General features: G+C 66.4%; 22 protein-coding genes. 11 read left to right on the top strand and 11 right to left on the bottom strand.

The genetic code is table 11. From position 1 onward, the window contains the following. Positions 1-144 precede the first annotated feature (144 nt). Together ACPTTC_RS37605 and ACPTTC_RS37600 are read left to right on the top strand one after the other, a co-directional pair. Positions 145-729, top strand: a complete 585-nt coding sequence (locus ACPTTC_RS37605) for a hypothetical protein (protein ID WP_423396331.1) — start codon at positions 145-147, stop codon at positions 727-729. 161 nt (positions 730-890) lie between these two features. Further along, positions 891-2,936, top strand: a complete 2,046-nt coding sequence (locus tag ACPTTC_RS37600; RefSeq protein WP_423396330.1) for a trypsin-like serine peptidase — start codon at positions 891-893, stop codon at positions 2,934-2,936. Positions 2,937-3,304: 368 nt separating this feature from the next. On the opposite strand, the gene ACPTTC_RS37595 is transcribed toward ACPTTC_RS37600, so the two are convergent. From ACPTTC_RS37595 to ACPTTC_RS37585, 3 genes are all read right to left on the bottom strand, one after another. Further along, the gene (locus tag ACPTTC_RS37595; protein WP_423396329.1) at positions 3,305-3,982 is read right to left on the bottom strand and encodes a hypothetical protein; all 678 of its coding nucleotides are present in this window, start codon (positions 3,980-3,982) and stop codon (positions 3,305-3,307) included. A 52-nt stretch (positions 3,983-4,034) separates the two neighbouring features. Continuing rightward, positions 4,035-4,892 carry a PhzF family phenazine biosynthesis protein gene (locus ACPTTC_RS37590; protein ID WP_423396328.1) on the bottom strand — a complete coding sequence of 286 codons (858 nt, stop codon included), beginning with the start codon at positions 4,890-4,892 and terminating at the stop codon, positions 4,035-4,037. 70 nt (positions 4,893-4,962) lie between these two features. Then, on the bottom strand, positions 4,963-5,781 hold the full coding sequence (locus ACPTTC_RS37585) for a TrmB family transcriptional regulator (RefSeq protein ID WP_174957458.1): 819 nt from the start codon (positions 5,779-5,781) through the stop codon (positions 4,963-4,965). A gap of 130 nt (positions 5,782-5,911) precedes the next feature. Between ACPTTC_RS37585 and ACPTTC_RS37580 the strand changes: the two genes are divergently transcribed. From ACPTTC_RS37580 to ACPTTC_RS37570, 3 genes are all read left to right on the top strand, one after another. Continuing rightward, positions 5,912-6,277 (top strand): RidA family protein, encoded by a 366-nt coding sequence (locus ACPTTC_RS37580; RefSeq protein ID WP_175034245.1) that lies wholly within the window; start codon positions 5,912-5,914, stop codon positions 6,275-6,277. After that, positions 6,274-7,479 carry an MFS transporter gene (locus tag ACPTTC_RS37575; RefSeq protein ID WP_423396327.1) on the top strand — a complete coding sequence of 402 codons (1,206 nt, stop codon included), beginning with the start codon at positions 6,274-6,276 and terminating at the stop codon, positions 7,477-7,479. Before ACPTTC_RS37580 ends, ACPTTC_RS37575 begins: the two co-directional genes overlap by 4 nt. A 286-nt stretch (positions 7,480-7,765) precedes the next feature. Continuing rightward, the gene (locus ACPTTC_RS37570) at positions 7,766-8,434 is read left to right on the top strand and encodes an NUDIX hydrolase (protein WP_423396326.1); all 669 of its coding nucleotides are present in this window, start codon (positions 7,766-7,768) and stop codon (positions 8,432-8,434) included. A 43-nt stretch (positions 8,435-8,477) separates the two neighbouring features. Here ACPTTC_RS37570 and ACPTTC_RS37565 read toward each other — a convergent pair whose 3' ends face one another. After that, positions 8,478-9,449, bottom strand: coding sequence for an AraC family transcriptional regulator N-terminal domain-containing protein (locus tag ACPTTC_RS37565; protein ID WP_423396325.1), 972 nt, complete (start codon positions 9,447-9,449; stop codon positions 8,478-8,480). Between the two features lie 94 nt (positions 9,450-9,543). On the opposite strand from ACPTTC_RS37565, the gene ACPTTC_RS37560 reads away from it, so the two are divergent. Both ACPTTC_RS37560 and ACPTTC_RS37555 read left to right on the top strand, forming a co-directional pair. Then, entirely contained in the window at positions 9,544-10,374 is an 831-nt protein-coding gene (locus ACPTTC_RS37560) for an oxidoreductase (RefSeq protein ID WP_423396324.1), read from the top strand. A gap of 159 nt (positions 10,375-10,533) precedes the next feature. Continuing rightward, on the top strand, positions 10,534-11,370 hold the full coding sequence (locus ACPTTC_RS37555; RefSeq protein ID WP_175970620.1) for an alpha/beta fold hydrolase: 837 nt from the start codon (positions 10,534-10,536) through the stop codon (positions 11,368-11,370). Positions 11,371-11,482: 112 nt separating this feature from the next. Here ACPTTC_RS37555 and ACPTTC_RS37550 read toward each other — a convergent pair whose 3' ends face one another. After that, positions 11,483-12,403 (bottom strand): LysR substrate-binding domain-containing protein, encoded by a 921-nt coding sequence (locus ACPTTC_RS37550; RefSeq protein WP_423396323.1) that lies wholly within the window; start codon positions 12,401-12,403, stop codon positions 11,483-11,485. A 165-nt stretch (positions 12,404-12,568) separates the two neighbouring features. Here ACPTTC_RS37550 and ACPTTC_RS37545 point away from each other — a divergent pair, with 165 nt between their 5' ends. After that, on the top strand, positions 12,569-13,219 hold the full coding sequence (locus ACPTTC_RS37545; protein ID WP_423396322.1) for a LysE family translocator: 651 nt from the start codon (positions 12,569-12,571) through the stop codon (positions 13,217-13,219). Positions 13,220-13,307: 88 nt separating this feature from the next. Here ACPTTC_RS37545 and ACPTTC_RS37540 read toward each other — a convergent pair whose 3' ends face one another. The 4 genes from ACPTTC_RS37540 to ACPTTC_RS37525 form a co-directional block, all read right to left on the bottom strand. Then, complete coding sequence (locus ACPTTC_RS37540) at positions 13,308-14,015, bottom strand: DUF3142 domain-containing protein (protein ID WP_423396577.1); 708 nt, start codon at positions 14,013-14,015, stop codon at positions 13,308-13,310. A gap of 16 nt (positions 14,016-14,031) precedes the next feature. Further along, on the bottom strand, positions 14,032-16,200 hold the full coding sequence (locus ACPTTC_RS37535) for a hypothetical protein (protein WP_423396321.1): 2,169 nt from the start codon (positions 16,198-16,200) through the stop codon (positions 14,032-14,034). Between the two features lie 188 nt (positions 16,201-16,388). After that, positions 16,389-17,801, bottom strand: coding sequence for a 3-deoxy-D-arabino-heptulosonate 7-phosphate synthase (locus tag ACPTTC_RS37530; RefSeq protein WP_423396320.1), 1,413 nt, complete (start codon positions 17,799-17,801; stop codon positions 16,389-16,391). A gap of 139 nt (positions 17,802-17,940) precedes the next feature. Continuing rightward, positions 17,941-18,573: a GNAT family N-acetyltransferase gene (locus tag ACPTTC_RS37525; RefSeq protein WP_423396319.1), complete on the bottom strand. Its 633-nt coding sequence runs from the start codon at positions 18,571-18,573 to the stop codon at positions 17,941-17,943. A 149-nt stretch (positions 18,574-18,722) separates the two neighbouring features. Between ACPTTC_RS37525 and ACPTTC_RS37520 the strand changes: the two genes are divergently transcribed. Beyond that, positions 18,723-18,923 carry a hypothetical protein gene (locus ACPTTC_RS37520; protein ID WP_423396318.1) on the top strand — a complete coding sequence of 67 codons (201 nt, stop codon included), beginning with the start codon at positions 18,723-18,725 and terminating at the stop codon, positions 18,921-18,923. Between the two features lie 187 nt (positions 18,924-19,110). Here the strand turns inward: ACPTTC_RS37520 and ACPTTC_RS37515 are convergent, their stop codons facing one another. Together ACPTTC_RS37515 and ACPTTC_RS37510 are read right to left on the bottom strand one after the other, a co-directional pair. Then, positions 19,111-19,872 (bottom strand): 2-keto-4-pentenoate hydratase, encoded by a 762-nt coding sequence (locus ACPTTC_RS37515; RefSeq protein WP_423396317.1) that lies wholly within the window; start codon positions 19,870-19,872, stop codon positions 19,111-19,113. Further along, entirely contained in the window at positions 19,869-20,084 is a 216-nt protein-coding gene (locus ACPTTC_RS37510) for a hypothetical protein (protein ID WP_423396316.1), read from the bottom strand. The genes ACPTTC_RS37515 and ACPTTC_RS37510 overlap by 4 nt, the downstream gene beginning before the upstream one ends. Before the next feature lie 84 nt (positions 20,085-20,168). Here ACPTTC_RS37510 and ACPTTC_RS37505 point away from each other — a divergent pair, with 84 nt between their 5' ends. Then, positions 20,169-20,648, top strand: a complete 480-nt coding sequence (locus tag ACPTTC_RS37505; RefSeq protein WP_423396315.1) for a universal stress protein — start codon at positions 20,169-20,171, stop codon at positions 20,646-20,648. 17 nt (positions 20,649-20,665) lie between these two features. Next, entirely contained in the window at positions 20,666-20,857 is a 192-nt protein-coding gene (locus ACPTTC_RS37500) for a DUF2964 family protein (RefSeq protein WP_423396314.1), read from the top strand. Positions 20,858-20,880: the final 23 nt, after the last annotated feature.

The raw sequence follows: 20,880 nt of genomic DNA, 5'->3' as shown, positions 1-20,880 counted from the left end.
TCGCTGGCTCAGGCCTCGGCCAAACCACTTATCCGATTGTCCGAATTTGCGCGGCCACCTCTCTACGTCTAGGGGCGGCGTTCCCCCTACATCGCTTCCCGGAAACTCGGTAGTCTGTTTTCATCAGACAAGAACGAGCGAGCCATGAGAGCAATCCGTGCGGGCGACGATTTGAGCCACGAGCTGAACGGGGAAGAGGCACTTCTCGCGCGACTTTTCAGCGGTGACGCCTTCTTCGGGGGCAACCTGCGCGAGACCTCGGTTCTGTTTTGCCAGAGGCACCACGAACTCGTGTTGGACTACCTCCCGTTGATCCTGGCATCGCTTGCGAAATCGGCTGGATTCGAGACCATGTTCGACCTCGTCGCACGCGTCGGTGGAAGGCGCGTCTATCTGCCCGCCGCCCCCGCCCGGTTCTGCAGCCAGACAGGCGTAATCATTCCACACGCCGCTTACAAACCGTGGAGGCTACAAGCCGACGCCAACGGCCAGATAGAGGTTCCGTCAGCCTGGGGTGTCTATTTAGCCCTACGTCGCGCCGCAGTCAGCTACGCGATCGCACATGCATGGCCGCGCGACATGCTCCAGGCGACGTTCGGCATGTCCCGCCGGCAATTGCGATCCTATGCCTCATCCTCCGCACCCAATGCGGTCGATCGGGATCACGCCGCAGCGGGTAACTGCCAGGTTGGCACGCTTACTGAAGGAGGCGCGATGACACTACCTTGATCCATTTCCCAAGCCGCAGTACACCGAGCCCCATCTCACATCTCAAATGCATGGTGCTCATATACGGTCTTCCACATAGCGAGGTTGAAATGCCTGGACGCTTGAACAAATCCTGCGCAGCAGACGGCGTGATAGCTTATCAAGACACGGACGAGAGCAATATGTTTCATTACTTTCCCGCCCGTATCGATGCCATCGCCAATGAAACGTTGCTTGACTTCAGTGTCAAATACTGGGGAATCAATGCGAAGCCCTATTACATCGATGTCGGGAAAGGGAAATACGAGAGCATCGTCGGCGCTACAGTCAGCGGCCAGGCCGTGGCGGACATCACGAAAAAACAGCGCGATGCAATTACCAAGGAAATTCGCCGGGTCTTCCAGTTGAAGCCGAAAGACGAAGTTGTCCTGGTCCCGCTCGTTCTTCAGGAGGTTGAAGTTCAACCGATTCTAGCCGGCAACGTCGTCGAAAAGGGGGGCGGCAGCAGCGTCACTTTCCCGTCCAGATTTCAGATCGGCACGCAATTCGGTTTCAACATCGGGTCGGGCAATAGCCTCTTCAGCGAACTCGTGGCGAACGAGGGCAGTCTCGACCGTCAAAGCAGTCCAGACATCGGTGTGAACTTTTACGGTACGGCGGAGCTCAGGGCCGACAAATGGGTCGCCCGCATCGAGGCCGACCTCTCACAAGTGTGGAGCTACACAAGAAAGAAGGTGAGTGCGTCGCTGAAACTTGGGTGGCTGAATCTCGGAGGTGCGGATCTGGACAAAATTGTCCAGAGCCTGAGAAAAGAGAATATCGTCAAGATCACGTATATCGAAGGCGGCGGCGGAAAGGAGTTTGGGCGCGCATTGCTCGAATCAAGCAAGGCATTGTTTGAAGCCATCAACGCGCAGATCACGAGTGGTGAGGGTTTGTTCCGTTTCGAGCCGAATCCCAAGCCTCAAGAACCCCCTGCGGGTAAAGATTCGCTTGGAGGCGATCTGTTGCCGTGGAAAGTGAGCCTCAACATGTCGTTTGGCGAGAACACCTTCCAGCAATCTATCAAGTATGACCAGGAGATTACGTTTGAAGGCAATACGCTGGTGGCCTTCAACGGAAACATGTCGCTTGCGTTGCCTTGCAATGCGAGCACGACGAAATACTTCTCCGATCTCCAGCTGAAGCAAGACGGGTGTATCACAGCGCAAAAGAGTGATGGACTACAGTCCCGCATCGGGAAGGAGCTGGCGGCGAAGAACGAAAAGGTGCGGCAGTACTTCAACAACGTTGAACAGGGACGTTGGACACCGGATCAAATGGCGACCATGCTCGAGTTACTCAATCAGACAACGCTGACCGAACAGGTCAACGTTGTTCAGCAACCTGATGGCGTGGTCGTGCTCGAGCCGGTGCCGCTGGAACAAGCATCCGCAGCTTTTGACGCCCTCGTGGCGGGGCGGGTCGAGGCCCAATCCGAGCTGCTACCAGTGGTAGCTCGGATGAAGGTCGGGAAGGTCTTTCCACCCGATACCCGTAAGCGAGTTAACGACACAAAGACCGCCCCCTGGAATGCCATTGGCCAGCTTGTTGTGAAGTTTCCGTCGGGCAATTACGGTTACGGTACCGGCACTCTCCTCGGCGGTCGTCATGTGCTCACCGCGGCTCATGTTCTTTACATGGAGGACGAGGGCGGGCGCGCAGTCTCTGCTCGTTTCTATCCCGGCAAGAATGGCGTGCTCGATCCGTTTGGCGGTTACGACATGACGAGCTTCAATATCGACGACGAGTATCCACAGAAAAGCGAGTTTGCGGACTATGATTACGCACTCATCACGCTCAGCGGAGACGTTTCTCCCGGTTTTGCGAACTTTCGGCTTCGCAACGTTGGCGATGACGGGCTCGAGAATCTTGACGTCGTGATCTCAGGCTATCCCATGGACAAGCCGCTTGGTACGCTGTGGACGGCTTCCGGAAAGCTAACGGCGGTCACCGCCCGGACGCTACGCTATCGCATTTCTACGACGCCGGGCCAGAGCGGTAGCGCAGTTGCTTTCTTCGGCGGAGAGTCGTGGGATATCGTCGGGATTCATTCTGGCGATTCCGGTGACGCTAACGCAGCCTGTCGCGTAACGGACCGTGTAGTCCATGCGATACGAGAATGGATGAGCTACGACGTCGTTGAGATCGCCGAGGAGGGATGCGAGTGCGACGACCTTCCCGCTTAACGGCGAACGAGTGACCTGCTTCCGCATTTGTGCAATGCTTGTTCGGTGAAGGCTTGCGCCGCCGGCAGTCCGCCGGCGGCGTCGAAAGCACACGGCGCGCGAGTTTGCCTTCGTCGATGTCGAAAGCGGGGGAGAGCATGTTACGCACGTGACCTGAGCCGTTCATTGTGGCCAATTTGAGCGCAATACTCCAGACCAGCGCCAGGCACATTACCAACGCAACTGACCAGCCCTCAGCAAACCGGGCCAGTCAGTATCTAGTAGAGTTCGTTTTCGGAGAGGATCCCGAACGGTTCGGTGACTTGGACGTCAGTTCGCCCGATCCGGCGGCGGCAAGGCGTGCGGGTTCACGCAGGCGCGCCCGACGCTCACGCGTATGCGTCGATCAACGTATCGAGATTGCGCAGCGCGTGCGGTGTGAGCGGTGCGAATTCCGCCGATTGAAACAGCGGGGCCTGCGCGCGCAGATGTTCGAGCGCCTGCCTGCGGCCCGCGCGGAACGCCGCGGATGGCGCATCGGGATCCTGCGCCCATTCGAGAGCAATTGCGCGGTCGTATTCGCGCAGCCGGTCGGGCGCGGCCGCGAGGATCGCCAGATCGGCGTCGAGAAAAATCCGCCCGGCGCGCTGCAGGTCCGGGTCGGACGCGAACGTATCGGGCAGCCGGTGCGACTTCGTCGCGAGCACGAGATCGTGCGCAACGCACACGTGCGATGCGTGCGCATGCAACCAGGATTCGCCGCAGTGTGCGTTCGTGACCTGCACGAGCCATCGTGCGCTGCGTGCTTCGTTGTCCGCATAATCGGGCAGCGTCGTCGCGTACACGAAGTCGTGCGCCCATACCGCGAGCTCGATCGCCGGCCACAGCGGCTCCGCGCGATACGGCGCGAGATGCGCGAACAGCTCGGCCAGGTGCTCGAGCGTGTGGTAGTAGCGTTGCGGCTCGCCATACGCGTGCTCGATGAGCGGCCAGACGGCGGTCGTGCCGAAGCAGGCGTCGCAGGCGTCGTTCAGTGTGCGCGCAAGGTCGGGGGCGAGGTCGTTCATGGGCGGCAATCGGCTCGGGCTGGCGATGCGCGCAGCATAGCAAACGCGGCCGCTACACGTTGACGACGCCGCGCCCGAGTTCGATCACGCGCCCGCCGACGCGGATTTCACCGGCTGCGCTGACCGACAACCGCAGCAGGCAAGGCCGGCCGACGGCTTCACCCTGCGCGACCTGAAACTCGGCAGGCAGGTCGCGCTTCATCGCAAGCAGCCACCCGCCCAGGTTCGCGCACGCAGACCCCGTGCCCGGATCTTCCGAGACGCTGCCCTGCTTCACAAAGAAGTAGCGCGACACCACCGTCCCCGGGCGCTCGGCATCGAACGCGAACACATAGGCGGTCTTGCGGCCGAGGCTGCTGGTCGGCCAGATGTCGAGACATGCACTGTCGGGCTGCGCGCGGCGCACGGCGGCAGGATCCTTGAGCGCGACCAGCAACTGGTCGGCGCCGGTGTCGACCCAGATCGACGTGGCGAGCAGATCGTCTTCCATCAATCCCAGCACAGCCGCCATCCGGGCGCCGGGCAATGCGCACGGCGCCGTCTTCGGCATGCCTGCGTGCGGCGCGGTGAACGTCCACACGTCGTCGCGCGCGTTGACGTCGACCACGCCGGCCTTGAATTCGAGCGCGAGATCATTGCCCGTACCCAGCAGGTCGCGCACGACATGCGCGGTGCCGAGCGTCGGATGGCCCGCAAAGGCCATTTCATGGCCCGGCGTGAAGATGCGAACCCGCGCATGCGCGCGCTCCGACGGCAGCACGAAGGTCGTTTCGGACAGGTTGAACTGCACCGCGAGTGCCCGCATGGTCGCGTCGTCCATGCCGCGCGCATCTTCGAATACGCAAAGCGGGTTGCCGCCGAACGTGGATTCGGCGAAGACATTCAGCAGGCGGAAGGCATAGGAGGTCATGGGAGGATTACCGTACCTGGGGAGGGTGCGCGCGGCTCGATGCACCGGCAACCGTGCAGCGTCGCATGGGTCAGCTCGGCTTGTCGAGCGGCGCAAGCATCGCCTGCATGTCGGGATGCTTCAGGATTTTCCTGTACTCCGCCGGACTCATTGCGTCGATCAACACGCGCCCGCTCACGTCCGCCTTGATGTACTCGACCGCGAGCAGCGCGATGACCGGATTGGTCGTCAAGGTGGCGTGATCGGGTGAATGATCGCCGAATTCCGCCACCACTGCCTCGGTGTTGTCCGCCACCGCGACGGCGAGCCGGCGGCCGGACAGCCTGAGCCTCGCGCTGGCGCCGCATTTGGCCATGTCGTAGTGGCGCGGCCCGTTGAGCGTGCGATTGCCGTAAATCGCCACGTGTGTGTCGACGCCCCGCGCCGCGGCGGCCTCGAGCAGCGGCCCGAGATCGTCGATCTCTTCATCCCAGACACCCGCGAAGATCTGCGTTTTCGCATTGACGATGACGCGCGCGAATGCGCTGGCGATCGCTTCCCGCCCACTCAACGACCAGACGAGCCCCGGCTCTTGTTGAACCGGCAGCCGATCGAGCGCGCCCGCGGCCAGTTCGAGATCCGCATTGAAGCGCGTGCGCAAATCCTCGAGCAACGACCGGTGGGGCACGGCCGCATAGCGGACGGGTTCCGACCGGTTCACGAGCACCGCACCGCGCGTTTCCAGGCGACCCAGGGTTTCGTAGATCTTCGATGGCGGCATGCCGGCGCGCCGGCCGACTTCCGCGCCCGTCAGCGCGGCCTGCCCGACGAGGGCCGCGTAGGCCTGCGCCTCGTACTGGGTGAATCCAAGCCGGATCAACGACGTGATCAGTTCCGTGTTCTCGCTCATGTATATCGGCTCCTGCGCCCATGACGACCTGCATGGGACTTGATTAACTACTGGGGTAGTATACAATCGCTCGAAAGTACTACCCAAGTAGTAAGCGATGTTCGTCAACCTGACTGGAGGGATCTTCAAGATGCGTAAACGGATCAGCACCGGCTCCCCGTGGGAGCCCAAGGTCGGCTACTCGCGCGCCGTGGTCGTCGACAACACCATCTACATTTCGGGGACGGCCGGCAAAGGCGCGGACGTGTACGCGCAGACACGCGATGCGCTGGCGACGATCGACCGTGTGCTTGCGGACAGCGGGTTCTCGTTGTCGGACGTTGTCCAGAGCCGCTTGGTGGTGGCGGACTTCGACAACTGGGAAGCCGCGGCGCGCGCACATGGCGAAATCTACGGCGATATCCGGCCGGCGTTTTCGCTCGTGCATGCGCTTCCATTCGTCGATCCGGAGATCCTGGTGGAAGTCGAGGCGATCGCGGTCAGGGCCGCTGCGTGACCGTCGCCGGCAACCGCGTGCCGCTGTCGCGCACCGTGACGGTGGTGCTGGCACTGGCGGCCGGCGTGGCAATCGCGAACGGCTATGCGTTGCAGCCGTCGCTGTCGGCCATCGCGAGCGAGTTCGGCGTGGCTGCGTCGCGCATGGCGGCCCTCTCGTCCGTGACGATGCTCGGTTACCTGGTCGGTCTTGCATGGCTGGTGCCGCTGGTCGACCGGTTCAGTCCGCGCGTGCTGGTCTCGACGCAGATGGGGGCGCTCGCGTGGTTGCTGGCGTGCGCGTCGTGGTCGCCCGGGCCGCTCGCGCTCGACGCCTGCTTCTTGCTGGTGGGCGCGGCGACGACGGTGGCGGCGCAATGCAGCGCCGTCGCCGGCAAACATGCGGATCCGCAGCGGTGTGGCGTGGCGATGGGGGCCGTGTCGGCGGGCATTTCCGCCGGGATCCTGCTGAGCCGTTTCGTGGGCGGCGTGCTGTCGCAATGGTGCGGATGGCGCGGCGCATTGCTCGTGCTGGCCGGGTGCGTTGCGCTGGCCGCCATAGGCGCTGCCGCGCTGTTGCCCGGCGGCCGGCCGGAAGGGCTGCCCGGCCGCGCGAACGCGCTCGGTGCCGTTGCGCGGCTGCTGCGCGATAGCGCGCAATTGAGGCGCCGTACCTGCGCCGGCATGCTCTGGTTCTTCGCGTTCAACCTGGTCTGGGTGGGGCTCGCGCTTCGCCTGGCCGAGCCGCCGTATCGCCTCGGCGCCGCGGCGATCGGCGCGTACAGTCTCGCGGGCGTGCTGGGTCTCGGCGTGACGCGCGTGGCCGGAAAACTCGCCGATCGATTCGGCGATCGCGCGGTCATCCGGGGCGGGCTCTTCGTGGCGGCCGTGTCGGCCTTGCTGCTTGCCGTTGCGCTCGGTCGTCCCGGATGGCTGGGCGTGGGGCTGGCGATGTTCGATGCCGGTTGCTTTGCCGCGCAGGTCGCGAACCAGGCACGTGTGGTCGCGATTCAGCCGGCCCGGGCCGGGGCATTGAGCGCAGCGTACCTGACGCTTTACTACGCGGCCGGTGCCGGCGGTGCGGCGGCGGCAGGGTTGCTCAACGCGCGGGTCGGGTGGGGCGCGATGATGGTCGTGACAGCTGCGACAATCGCGGCGGCCGGGTTGATCGGTACCGCATCGACCCGCATCGACGCGCGGGGCGAGCCGACCTCCGCCGCTTGAGGGCGGACCCGACCTGCGTGCGCGCACGATCGAATCGGAACTTCATTTTTCGTGCATGATCGGCATGAACCGTTGATCGACGGCGATCCGGTTCCGGCATTCGACCCTCCGAACGTTGACGGATAGTTTCGCGCTGGAACAGGCATTCACGCTCCCGCGCGTGTCATGTGCGATCGCCTGCGAACACGGGCTCATCGGATTGACCACCACGACGCCGTGCCCATGCAACACGTGTCGGGCTCCGTGTGGTTCGGCGCGTGCCGGTTGCCGCACGCAGGAGGAAGACATGGAACCCGACGGAAGCGCCTCGAACGCCAGCGGCGGGCGGGTCGGCGCGCATGCGGAAACCGGCTCGCCGCAGGCGCTGCTGGACGCGATCGTCCGCGGCGTGGAACGCTGCGGCATCCCGGCCGGCACCGATTGGCCGACAGCGAAGCAACTCCTCGCGGACAACGACAGGCAGTGGAAATTCTCGGCGGTGCTGGTCGCGATCGTCGCGCGGCACGAGCCGACGATCCTGCTGACCAGGCGCGCGTCGGATCTCAGCGAATACTCGTCGCATGTGAGTTTCCCGGGCGGACGCCCGGCCGAGTCCGACCGCGATATCGGCGCGACGGCATTGCGCGAGGCGTTCGAGGAAATCCACCTCGCGCCGGGCGCGGTTCGCGTGGCCGGCAGCTTGCCGATCCACAAAACCAGAAAGCGCAATCACGCGATCTTCCCTGTGATCGGCATCGTGCCGGACACGGCGACATGGGAGGCGGCGCCCGCGGAAGTCGCGGAGATCTTCGAGTTTCCGTTCTCCGCGCTGCTGAATCCGGATCTGCCGCGGCAATACACGGACGGCGAACGCACGGGCGCATGGTACTGGGCGGAGCAGGCGCAGGACATCTGGGGCGTGACGGCCTTCATCCTGAATTCGCTCGCCGGGCTGGTGCGCGCCGCCGCGCGCTGACGGCATGCGTGACGGCATGCGTGACCGCAGGTGTCGACGCACCTCAATGCGACGACACGAACGCCGCATCCTCGAATGCCGCCGGAATGGCGAAGCTTGCGCGCATGCGCTGCGTTTCCTTCGCCGGCGTCAGGCCGAACAGGCGCTTGAATTCGCGGCTGAACTGCGACGGGCTCCCATAACCGACTGCATAGCCGGCTGCCTCGGCCGTCAGATCCTCGCGCACCATCAGCAAGCGCGCCTGATGCAGCCGCGTCGACTTCAGGTACTGCATCGGCGAGACCTGCGTGATCGCCTTGAAGTGGCTGTGAAAGCTCGGCACGCTCATGCCGGCTTCGTTGGCCAGTTGCGGCACGTCGAGCGGCTGCGCGTAATCGGCGTGGATCACGCGCAGTGACCGGCCGATCCGGCCGAACTGCCCGCGCATCGCCAGCGCGCTGCGCATCGCGCTGCCCTGCGCGCCGGTGAGCACGCGGAAATACAGCTCGCGCAGCAATGCCGGGCCGAGCACCGCGGCGTCGAGCGGCCGGTGCATCGCGTCGACGAAACGCAGCACCGACGCGTGCATCGTTGCATCCATCGGCGTCGACATCATGCTCCTGGGCGCCTGCACCGGCTCTGCCGTGCCTGCGCGGTCGATCTGCGCCGCGAGTTCGGCGGCCATCGTGAAATCGAGGTGCAGGTACAGCGCGAGCAGCGGGCGCTCGGGCGTGGCGTCGGTTTCCATGCTGAACGGCACCGGCACGGACACGGCCAGGTAGTGGTGTTCGTCGTACAGGTAGCATTCGCCGCCGAAGTAGCCGCGCTTGCGGCCCTGGCACACGATCACGATGCCCGGGTCGTACAGCACCGGCGTGCGCGACAGCGCGCGGTTCGAACGCAGGATGCGCACGCTCGGCAGCGCCGTCAGGTTGTAGCCTTCGTCGGGCGCCAGCGCGCGCAGCAGCGCCACCAGGCGCTTCCGGTCGCGCGTCGGCAGCGATGGGGCTCGGGCGGAGGCAGGGTTGGCGCTCATAGTTTTGTGCAAGAAAATCAGCGGAATCAGACTTATTCGACGTGGTTTGCCAGACTAGTATGCACGCTCCTATCGACATTCGGGAGAAGCTCACATGGCAAACGGCAATCTCATCCTCATCACCGGCGTCAGCAGCGGCTTGGGCCGCGCGCTCGCGCAGGAGGCGCTCGCGGCGGGTCACACGGTGGTCGGCACCGTGCGAGGCGCGCAGGCGGCGCGGGATTTCGACGCGCTGTCCGCGCGGGCATTCGCGCGGGTGCTCGACGTAACCGACTTCGATTGCATCGACGGCGTCGTCGCGGAAATCGAGGCGAACGTCGGCCCCGTCGACGTGCTGGTGAACAACGCCGGCTACGGGCACGAAGGGATCATGGAAGAAGCGCCGCTCGCGGAGCTGCGCCGGCAGTTCGACGTGAACGTGTTCGGCGCGGTCGCGATGATGAAGGCGGTCGTGCCGTACATGCGCGAGCGGCGGCGCGGCCGCATCCTGAACATCACGTCGATGGGCGGCCACATCACGATGCCGGGCATCGCTTACTACTGCGGCAGCAAGTTCGCGCTGGAAGGCATTTCCGAAGTCGCCGGCAAGGAGCTCGCGCCGTTCGGCATCGCCGTGACGGCCGTGGCGCCAGGATCGTTCCGCACCGACTGGGCCGGCCGCTCGATGCTGCGCACGCCACGCTCGATCGCGGACTACGACGCGATCTTCGACCCGATCCGCCAGGCGCGCGAGGAGAAGAGCGGCAAGCAGCCGGGCGATCCCGCGAAGGCGGCACGGGCGATGCTCGCGGCGATCGCGGCGGAACATCCGCCCACGCACCTGCTGCTCGGCAGCGATGCGCTGCGACTCGTGCGCGGCAAGCTGGCGGCGCTGGACGAGGAAATCCGGGCGTGGGAGGCCGTCACGCTGTCGACGGATGGTTGACGGGCGGCGGCGCACGATCGTTCGCCCGTCGCGGGGCCGTCCACGTTATCGAAAGTGTCGACGATCATTTGCATCGTCGCATCATCGTTTAACAAACCTGTCCGATAATGGCTGCCGGCCACTGCGCCGAGTTCATCCACCTTACAGGAGTCCATCGCGATGCCAACCGTCACAACGAAGGATCACGTCGAGATTTTCTACAAGGACTGGGGCCCGAAGGACGCGCAGCCCATCGTCTTCCATCATGGCTGGCCGTTGTCCGCGGACGACTGGGACGCGCAGATGCTGTTCTTCGTCCAGAAGGGCTATCGCGTCGTGGCGCACGACCGTCGTGGCCACGGCCGGTCGGCGCAGGTGTCGGACGGCCATGACATGGATCACTACGCGGCAGACGCGTTCGCGGTCGTCGAAGCGCTCGACCTGCGCAATGCGGTGCACATCGGTCACTCGACCGGCGGCGGCGAAGTGGCGCGCTATGTCGCGAAGCACGGCGAGCCGGCCGGCCGCGTCGCGAAGGCGGTGCTGGTCAGCGCGGTGCCGCCGCTGATGCTGAAAACCGAATCGAACCCCGAAGGCTTGCCGCTCGAGGTGTTCGACGGTTTCCGGAAAGCGCTCGCCGACAATCGCGCGCAGTTCTTCCTCGATGTGCCGAGCGGCCCGTTCTACGGGTTCAACCGCGAAGGCGCAACCGTGCATCAGGGCGTGATCCGCAACTGGTGGCGGCAGGGGATGGAAGGCAGCGCCAAAGCGCATTACGAAGGCATCAAGGCGTTTTCGGAAACGGACCAGACCGAAGACCTGAAGTCGATCTCCGTCCCGACGCTCGTGCTGCATGGCGAAGACGACCAGATCGTGCCGATCGCGGATGCCGCGCTGAAGTCGATCAAGCTGCTGAAGAACGGCACGCTGAAGACGTACCCGGGCTACTCGCACGGGATGCTGACGGTCAACGCGGACGTCCTCAACGCCGACCTGCTGGCTTTCGTGCAGGCGTAATGTCGTCGGCGCGGGCCTGCCTCGGCGGGCCTGCGCTGTCGTTGCGGGCCGGTGGCGCGAGGTTGCGCCAGTCGCGCCGTCGGCAACGCGGCGGGATCGCCGCCCGCAGCGGTCAACCCGGGCCGTTGAAGCGGATGCCCGGAAACGTCAGGCGCGGCATCCGGCTCTCCAGGAACGCGAGCAGTTCGCGTACCTGCGCGGCCTTGGCGGAGTCTTCCGGCCACACGAGATAGTACGCGTCGCCGGTATTGACGGCCGTCTTGAACGGCAGCACGAGCTGCTTTTCGTCGATGGCCGTCGCACACAGCGCGAGATCGCCGATCGAGAGGCCGTGGCCGGCGATGGCCGCCGCGATCCCCTGTTCGAGCATGTCGAACACCTGCCCGCGCGTGATGTCCACGTCGAGATCATGGCCGCTGCCCTTGAGCCAGCGGCGCCAGTCGCGCCGATCGGGCGACGGGTGGATCAGCTCGCACGCCGCCGGATTCGTGCGCGCAACCGTCGCGGTCGCCCGCGAGCACACCGGAATCAGCCATTCGTCGAACAGCTTCACGCACTGCGTGGCCTCGCCGAACCTGCCTGCGCCGAGCAGGATCGCGCAATCGTAGGATTCGCTGAAAAAATCGACGGTATCGACATCCATCCACACGCTCGCGATCTGCACCTCGAACGCCGGCCGCGTGTCGCGGAACGCGGCCAGCGCGTCGAGCAGCCAGCGCATCGTGAGCGTGGACGGCGCCTTGAGCTTCAGCACGTCGCGTTGCGACTGGAACAGCACGCACGCTTCCTCGATCTGCCGGAAGCCGCGCCGCAGGCCTGACGCGAGGATGTGTGCTTCCGCCGTCACGGTCATTTTCGGGCCGCGCCGGACGAACAGTTTCCGGCCGAAGTAGGACTCGAGTGTCCTGACGTGCTTGCTCACCGCGCTTTGCGTGAGGCTCAGTTCCTCGGCGGCCAGCGTGAACGAGCCGGTGCGCGCCGCGCTTTCGAACGCACGCAGCGCGTAGACAGGGGGGAGCGGTTTGGCCTTCACGGGTTTCGAATATGAATAAAACTCATGTCATCCGGCAGGATTTTCCGTTTTTCAGCTGCGGGCCGGGCACGTAATACTTCATTAAACCCTGCAATCCACCGCGCTGAATCCCGATGATGCCACCCCGCCGGGCGCACGCGTCAATCCATTCAACAACTTTTTGTCATGGCACTCCATTACCCGCTGCTGTTCGCCTATCTCGCCGCGATCGTGCTGCTCATCGCGACGCCCGGCCCGGTCGTCATGCTCGTGGTCGGCACCGTCGCGCGGCGCGGCTTCCGCCAGGGGATGCTGACCGCGGTGGGCGCGAATGCCGCGAGCCTCGTGATGATCGCGGGGGCGATGCTGATGGTGTTCGGCGTCGTGCTCGTCAGCGAGCGCCTGCTCACGGGGTTGCACGTGGCGGGTTGCCTCTTCATCGCGGTGCTGGCCGTCCGGACGCTGCTCGGCGAATGGCGCGCCGGCCGTGCGCGCGAGGGCAATGACGCGGCGCAAGGCGAACCGGCATCGCGGGCGCGGCGCTTGCCGGGTGCCGTGCGCGGCTTTCTGGTCGGCATCGCGAATCCGAAGGACCTGCTGTTCTTCGTCGCGTTCTTTCCGCAGTTCGTCGCCATCACGCCGGATTCGCGCGTGAGCCTGGCCATCCTGGCCGCGCTGTGGATCGCGGTCGATTTCACGATCCTGACCGCCTACATGGCCGCGATCAACCATCCGCTGATTCATCGCAAGCAGCGCTGGATCACGGCGTCGTCGGCGGGCGCGCTGCTCGTGATTGCGCTCGCCGGGCTCGGCGGCGCGATCGCGGGTGCCGCGTAAGCCCGGCGGCGATCGGCGTCACGCTTCGTTTGCCCCAACGCCCTTATCGCGTGCCATCATGTCCGGCACCGTCCGGGCTTTCTCCGAGCTAGCCGTTGCGCAGGAACACGACGTAGCCGCGGAACCACGGGTTCGTCGCGAGGTACGGCGGCGCGTCCCATTCGCCGCCCTGGATGATGCCGATGCGAAACGGCAACTGCAGCCGCGCGACGCGCGGCAGGTAGTCCGCGTAGTCGGGGATCGTGCTGCGGCCCTGGTAGGTCTGCACGACCACTTCGTCGACGATCCCCCTGAGCTGGTTGACCTGGTCGGTATCGATGCGGCTGCTCCAGTCGAGCAGACCCGTGATGCTCAGCCGGCAATCGGCGGGCAGCGTCTCGCGCAGCGACCGCAGGAATTCGAGGTAATCCTGCAGGTGGCGCGTGCGCGCATCGAAGTCGATCTGGATGCCGGTAATCGTGCGGCCCGATGCGCGCCAGCGCGTGAGCTGCGCGAGCATGATCTGCGTGACGCGCGGCGTCCAGCGCAGCGTATGCGCACGATAGACGAGCCACACGCGCGCCTGCGGGGCGGGCGGCAGTGCGACGCCCTGCGCGATCACGCGGACCTGCGACTCGTCCCGCGGCGATGCCTCGATCTGCCCCTGCAGCACGTAGAGGTTGCGTGCGCCGTGCACGACCGCCTGCGGCTTCACGCCCGCCCATAGCCAGAACGCGTCGTACCGTGCGGCATCGACGGTGCCGGCCAGTGCGACGCGTCCGGCCAGCAGCAGCGCGATGCACGCCAGGCACGCGATACGCGTCACGCGGTGCTCACCAGTAGTAGCGAAGTTTCTGCGCCCATGGGCTGCCCGGGTAGCTGGCCTTCAGCGCATCGAACCAGCGCTTGCGCGTGTTCTTCGGCACGTCCTTGCCGCCGCATTCGTTATAGCCGGCCGGCGCATAGCACTTGATCGCACGGTAGTACGCGTAGGCGCGGTCGTTCGGGTTCGCCTGTGCATCGGCCATCACCGTCACGTAGCTCGACATCCGCTCGTACGGCTTGCCCGGGAACTGCGACGGCGCACCGCCGAGCGTCGGCGGGATGCGCGTGGCGGAGGCCGCCGACGCATTGCGCAGCCACGGCGGCACCGGATCGCTTTCGAGGCCGGCAGCGGGCGGGTGCAGGCGCACGAAATCGGCGAGACAGTTCAGCCCCTTCGCATCGGCGGGATTCTGCTGGAGCGCCGCGGCGATGTCGTTCGCGGACGGGCACGTATAACCGTCTTCGTTTTTCGCACCGGCTGCGACGAACGGCTTCAACGGATCGGCAGGCTTGCCGGACACGAGCGCGGCGTCCGCGATGAACTCGCCGTAGTGCGAACGCGTGAGTTCCTTGTACAGCAGCGTGTACAGCGCGGTGTCGCGCAGCGCGCCGCCGGCCGCCTGGTTTTGCGCCTGCGCGCGCAGCAGGTCCGCATTCGCCGAGCGTTGCAGCAGCACCGCGCGAATCGCGGCGTTCTGCACCGGCGAATCGTCGGCGAACGCGTCGTTGACGAGCCCGGCCTGCTCCAGGTTGATCGCGAGCGCGAGTTCCAGCGCTTCGCGCTGGAAGCGGAATTTGGCGAGCGGGATCAGGTCGCGCCACAGCTGGCGCGCCTTGTCGGTCTGGCCGCTGTCCTCCAGCGCGAACCCGCGCAGCGCCTGCTGGCTCAGGCCGAAGTAGTCGAGCGGCTCGGCCGGGGTCTGCGGCAGCAACGCGAGCGCGGCGTCCGGCTTGCGGCCGAGCTGGACATACCAGGTTGCGAGCAGGTAGTCGTAGAGCGCGGGCGCGTTCGCGAAGCGCGGCTTCTGCGCCTGCAGGTCGTCCAGCGTCAGGGGCTTGCGGCTCGAATCGCTGCTGTCCGACGTGCGCATGCGCAGCAGGTCGACGGTCGCGAGCACGGTCGGCGACTGGATCTGGCGCGCGTCGAATTCCGACCCGAACAGCAGCTTGCTGTCGAGTTCGTTCGCCAGCTGGATCAGCGGCACGTTCGACGTCGCCGGCGACCAGCGCGCGAGCGCGTGGCCGTACAGGTCGGCCTGCTGCGTCACGTTGCCGCCGAGCCACGCGACACGCCGCAGCAGCCCCGTCGCGGAGGTCGCATAGCGCCCCTGCGGATACACCTTCAGGTAGGTGCGAAACACCGTATTCGCGGCGTCGAGCGACACCTTCTCCACGCGGTCGCGCGACGGCGTGGGGCTGTCGTTGCCGAACACGTTGGCCTGCGCGGCGTTCAACTGCGCGCGCCCGGCCATATAGAGGCCGGTTTCCTTCAGCCACGGGTTCGCGCTGTGCGATGCGCTCGCGAAGGCCTTGGTCGCGGTGAGGAAGTCGGCGCGGTAGAACGCGTTCGTGCCGTCGAGGTACGCGGCGAACTGCTGGCCGAGCGGCGACTTGACCGGCGGTTTCGTCCAGGCGGCGCTTGCGCCGCCGGCGGCGCAGGTTTTCTGCGCGATGTCGGCGCGCGCCGCGCGCAGGCGCGCGGCTTCATCGGCGGGGAGGCCTCCGGCACTGCCCAGGGCGTCGTTGAACGCGTCGGCGCCCGAGGTCATGCTGCGGCAGATGCTGCCTTCGCCGTCGGCGTACTGGTTCGACGGCGTTTCGGCATCCGTTGCGTTGCCATCTTTATCGGGCGCCTTCTGCCCGATATAGATCCATCCGGAGAAGTCCATCGGGAATGGCACGATGATCTGGTTGATCCGGTCTTTCGCCGGGATCGTCTTCGGATCCGGAAACGCCTGCGCGACCTTGGCGCTGTCGACCATCATCAGCATCGCGTTGATGCGCGTGTCGTTCGCGGGGCTCAGCATCGGCACGTTGGCGCAGGAGTAGGCGGTCTGGCGGAGCGTGGTCGGCGCATAGCAGCCGTCGTCGCCGCTGGCATGGGCGGCCGGAATCCAGAACAGGCCGGCCGCCAGCGCGGCGAACAGGCGTCGGTGCAGCAATGGGTGTTTGGGCATGTTTTTCTTGTGCCGGGTGTGGGGCCGCAGCGGCCGGGTCTCTCAGGTGAGGCGTTTTTGCCCCGGCGCGTATCGTACCGCACTGGATGCACGAATTTCGCAGGTACGGGCCGCGGCCGGGCGCATCGGTGACCGGACCGGTGCGCGCCGGTCGGCAAGTCGTGTCGATGGCCGGTGCGGCTCCCGTGTTACGCGTACGCGCTGCTGGCGACGCCGTCGTCGGCCACATCGTCGATCGCGGCCCGCAAGTCGTCGATCGCCACCATCAGCTCGCGGACCTGCCGCAACGACGGGTACTGGTGCAGCACGGCGTGCCATTGCGGCAGCGTCAGCAGCGCGTGCCAGACGACGCCGAGGCCGCCCGGATCGGCATCCGGCCGCTGCGCGAGCGCGCTCGCGTATTCGAGGCTGGCTTGCGCCGACAGCAGCTGCATCCGGCTTGCGGCGCCCAGCAGGCGCGGCGTCGCGTCGGCGGAGGCATCGCAGCAATAGAGCACTTCCCGTGGCAGCGTCGCTTCGTCGGTCGTCAGCGCGTGCAGCGACGCGCCGTGCACGCGCACCGTGCCCTGGTGCGTCTCGAACGAATAGATCGTGCCGGGGTCGGCCTGCGCGAGCAGGTTCAGGCCGCGCAGCAGCCGCGGCAGGTCGGTCGTCGCGGCATCCGCGGACGCCTTCGCTTCGACGAGGAAACGCACGTTCCACGCGGGCGCCGGGTCATCGCCGCGCGGGCGTTCGAGCAGGATCGCGTCCCATTCGGTTTTCGCGCGATCGTGGCGGCCCGGTATCGATGACGGTACACGCATCGACGTCACCACCCGGTACGTGCGGTGTGCGTCGACGGCGTCGAGCCGGCGGGCCAGCGCGTCGAGCGCTTGTGCGGCCAGCGCTTCGACGGCCGCGCCGCGCTGCTGCGACGCGACGCCCTGCGCGACGGCGACGGTGCTGCCTTCGAGCGGGCCCTGGCGTACCCAGAGCGCACGGTAGCGACGCACGTGTTCGTCCGACGCCAGTGCGTCGACGCGCAGCATGCGCTCGAGCGCTGCGCTGTCTTTCAGCTTGACGATGTCCTGCTCGAACGCGGCGTCGGTCGCCATGTCGGGTAGCGCGAGCAGTTGCCGCAGCGTGTCGGGCAGTTCGGCCCACGACGCAGCGGCGGCGGCCGCATGCAGCCGCGCGAGCCCGTCGCGTTGCCACGGGCGGGCGCTGCGCTCGAGCTTGGCCGGGTGCGCGATCGCGTTGACGGCCGAGTGCAGCGCGCGGCGGTCCTGCTCGGCGCGCGCGGACAACGACGCATATTCGCGCACGCTCGGCGCATCGTGCCGCAGCACCGCGGCCTGAAAGGCGGGATCGCCGGCGCGCGTGTCCATTGCATCCCGGATCATCTGCGCGAGGGCGTCGACGAAGCGCTGCCGCAGTACCGCGTCGGGCGTCTGTCCGTCGCTTCGCATCCTGCGCGCTTCCTCGATCACGATCGCGAGCGTGGCGGCCGGGTTGGCGGCGTCGGCCGGCGACGACGCGCTGTCGAGCGGCGGCAGCCGGTAGCGGCGCGCGACGGTGCGCAGTGTTTCGTCGAGCAGGGCGGGAAGCGGTGTCAGCGACATGGTCGGTATCGGCGTGGAAGCGGTGCGCATGCCCGGGGTTCGGGCTTGCGCGCGCGATGATGTGCAACGTTATCACGCCGGGACGGGCGGGATACGGGGCGTGTCGTTGCGAGGGGGCTTGGTGGCGAGGCACGCGGTATCAGTCGCGAGCGATGTTCCTGGTCAACGTCTCGATGGTCAGGTTTTCGTCTCGCGGCCGGCCGACGCCGGCATCGAACGGGTAGCCCGTCCGCTCGCCCGTTCGCATATAGCCGCGACGCAAGTAGAAGTCGATCAATTCGTGGCGGGCCGACAGGACGACCATCACGGCCGTACCGATCTTCCAGCGGCGAACGGCGAATTGCTCGGCTTCGTTGAGCAACGCCTTTCCGAGGCCACGATCCTGCATCGACGGTGCGACGGCCAAGGTGCCGATATAGGCCGCGTCTCCGTCTTTCCTGACTTCGATGCAGCCGGCGATGCCGCCGTCGATCTCGGCGACGAGCAGGACGGCGTCCGGTGCCCGCAGCGTCGCGGCGAGCAGTAACGGCGTTATTCGCGGGCCGTCGATCAATGCGGATTCATGGGTCCATCCGGCGGCAGCCGTCGTCGGTCGGTACGCCGCATTGACCAGTTCGACGAGCGCGTCGATGTCTTGCTCGCTTGCTGCGCGGTAGCTGGCGGCGCGCTTGATCGCGCCTGTCGTTTCATCCATTGAAGCCCTCGGTGTCCGTTGCCGCGGTTTGTCCTGAAGGTCATGTCGTCCAGGGACAGGCGAACGATCGTCCGGCATCGGCATCGATCCGGCCGATCAACCGGCAATCCACATCTCGCGTCACGCTGAAGCGTGCGCGCCAGGTGATCGGCATCATCTGCCTATGCGGCCCGTGCCGAACGGTCCGATTCCAACTCCGTCATGAACCGCGAACGTGCCTCCCCGCCATGCAGCAGCCCGTCATGCGCCGCAGCCCGCCCGCCGTCGCGGATCGGCTCCTGCTCCTCGCGCTCTCGACGTTATGGGGCGCGTCCTACACGTTCATGGCGCTGCTCGGCGAATCGCTGTCGGCATCGGCGTGGGTGGGACTCGGATGCGTCGTCGCGGGCGTGGCCGCGATGACGCTGCCGTCACGGAAGCGTGGGTAGCGAAGCACCTGACACCGGCCACAAAGTGAGCCACGCGACGGGTGCTGCCGTCACCCTGCGGGCAACGGGCAACGGGCAACGGGCAACGGGCAACGGGCAACGGGCAACGGGCAACGGGCAACGGGCAACGGGCAACGGGCAACGGGCAACGACCAGCCCGCCCAGCCGTGCCCGCGTGCCCCGCGCATCACGCCGTCAACGTCACCGACAGGCTGCCGAGTTCGCCGAACCGCACCGTCAGCGCATCGCCGAGCGGCACGTCGATCGCGCCCGCGTACGAACCGGTCGTCACGATCTGCCCGGCGCGCACGGCGTCGCCGCGCGAGGCGAGGAAATTGACGAGCCACACCAGCGGTTTCAGCGGATCGCCATCCGGATGGCGGCCGTCGATCGCGCGGTTCAGCGCGCCCTCGAACGACAGCGCCAGCGTCTCGAGCGGCACGTTCAGCCCGTCGGGCACGACCGGGCCGACGCACAGCCCCTGGTTGAATTGCCCGTCGGCCAGCAGCTCGAACTTCGACGCGCGCGTGGGCTCCGCATAGCGGCAGCCGAGCACTTCGAGCACGATGCGCACTTCGCGGATCGCGTCGCGCACGTCCTGTTCGCCGTACGGCTCGCCGCGCGCGGGCAGGTCGCGATCGAGCACGAACGCGATCTCCGGTTCGATCCGCACGATCGGCCCGCCGACGACGCGGTACGGCGCATCGGCCTCGCGGATCGTCGACGCGAAAATCGGCGCGAGGATCACGCGGTCAGGCGGCGGCAGCGCACATTTCCAGCCGCCGATGGGTTCGCCGAGCAGGTCGGCCACGCGCTGCTGGATCGCGAGGGCGGTCTCGACGTTCTCGGGGCGCAGCGCATCGGGCAGCAGCGGGCCGGGCGAGCCGGCATGGCGGGCGGCGACGAGATGCTGGGCGGCGCCGTCCACGCGTTCGGTAGTCGTTGTCATGTCGGTTGAGCGAGTTGAAAGTGGGCCGGCAAATAAGGGCCGGACGAAAGTCGCACATTCGATGATAGCGCCTTCGGCACGATGAGCGCTCGATCCGGCTGTTTCGGGCGCTTGGTCAGCCGGGTTTGCGACCTTGCCGCGAGCGACATGTATTGGCTGCCCGTCGCGTCGCTTTGCCGCACATGCGGCTCCCGCTCGACCTTGATCGCCATCAACATTCGAGCCCGCCGTCCGCCGATGATGGTGACAGGCCGCGTGCGATCGGACGCGCGGCCATTCACCCCAGTGAGGTTCGCATGTACAAGAAGATCATGGTGGCCGTCGACGGCAGCGCTTCGTCGAAACAGGCGCTGGCCGAGGCAGTGAAGGTCGCGCTGGCAGGCGACACGCACGTCAGTGCCGTGTACGTCGTCGACATGTCGGTGCTCTTTAACTACGCGGGCCGTCTCGACCCGCACGCGCTGGTCGAGGAACTGCGCGACGACGGGCGCAAGGTGTTGCGCGAAGCCGAACAGGTCATCGCGCTGGCCGGCGCGAAGGGCGAGGCCGAACTCGTCGAGACCGAGAGCATCGGCGAGGACATCGCGGAACGCCTGCAGCGCTACGTGAAGGAAGGCGGGATCGATCTCGCGGTGGTCGGCACGCACGGGCGGCGCGGTATCCGGCGCGTGCTGCTCGGCAGTGTCGCCGAGCGCTTCGTGCGCGGCTCGACGTGCCCGGTGCTGCTGATTCGCGGCGACGATGACGACGTCGCGGCTACGGCTGCCGCCGCTTGACCGGCCGGGCGCGCGCGATGATACGCCGCCAGTACCGGATCGTCGTCGCGGCGATCGCCGTGTTCGTGTCGCTCGCGGGGATGATGGCCGTCGTGTCGGGGTTGCTGTTCGACAACACGACGGCGCTGCGCGGCGGCGCGATCGCGCTGATCGTCGGCGTGGCGGGCTTTGTCGTGATGCTCAATCCGGGCGCGAAAGGCGAGGAGTGACGCGTTACGTTGCATAGGAATGC

Source organism: Burkholderia mycopellens (assembly GCF_964265025.1).
Taxonomy (GTDB): domain Bacteria; phylum Pseudomonadota; class Gammaproteobacteria; order Burkholderiales; family Burkholderiaceae; genus Burkholderia.
The sequence above is the reverse complement of the archived record's forward strand: the minus strand, read 5'-3'. Positions and strand labels throughout refer to the sequence as shown.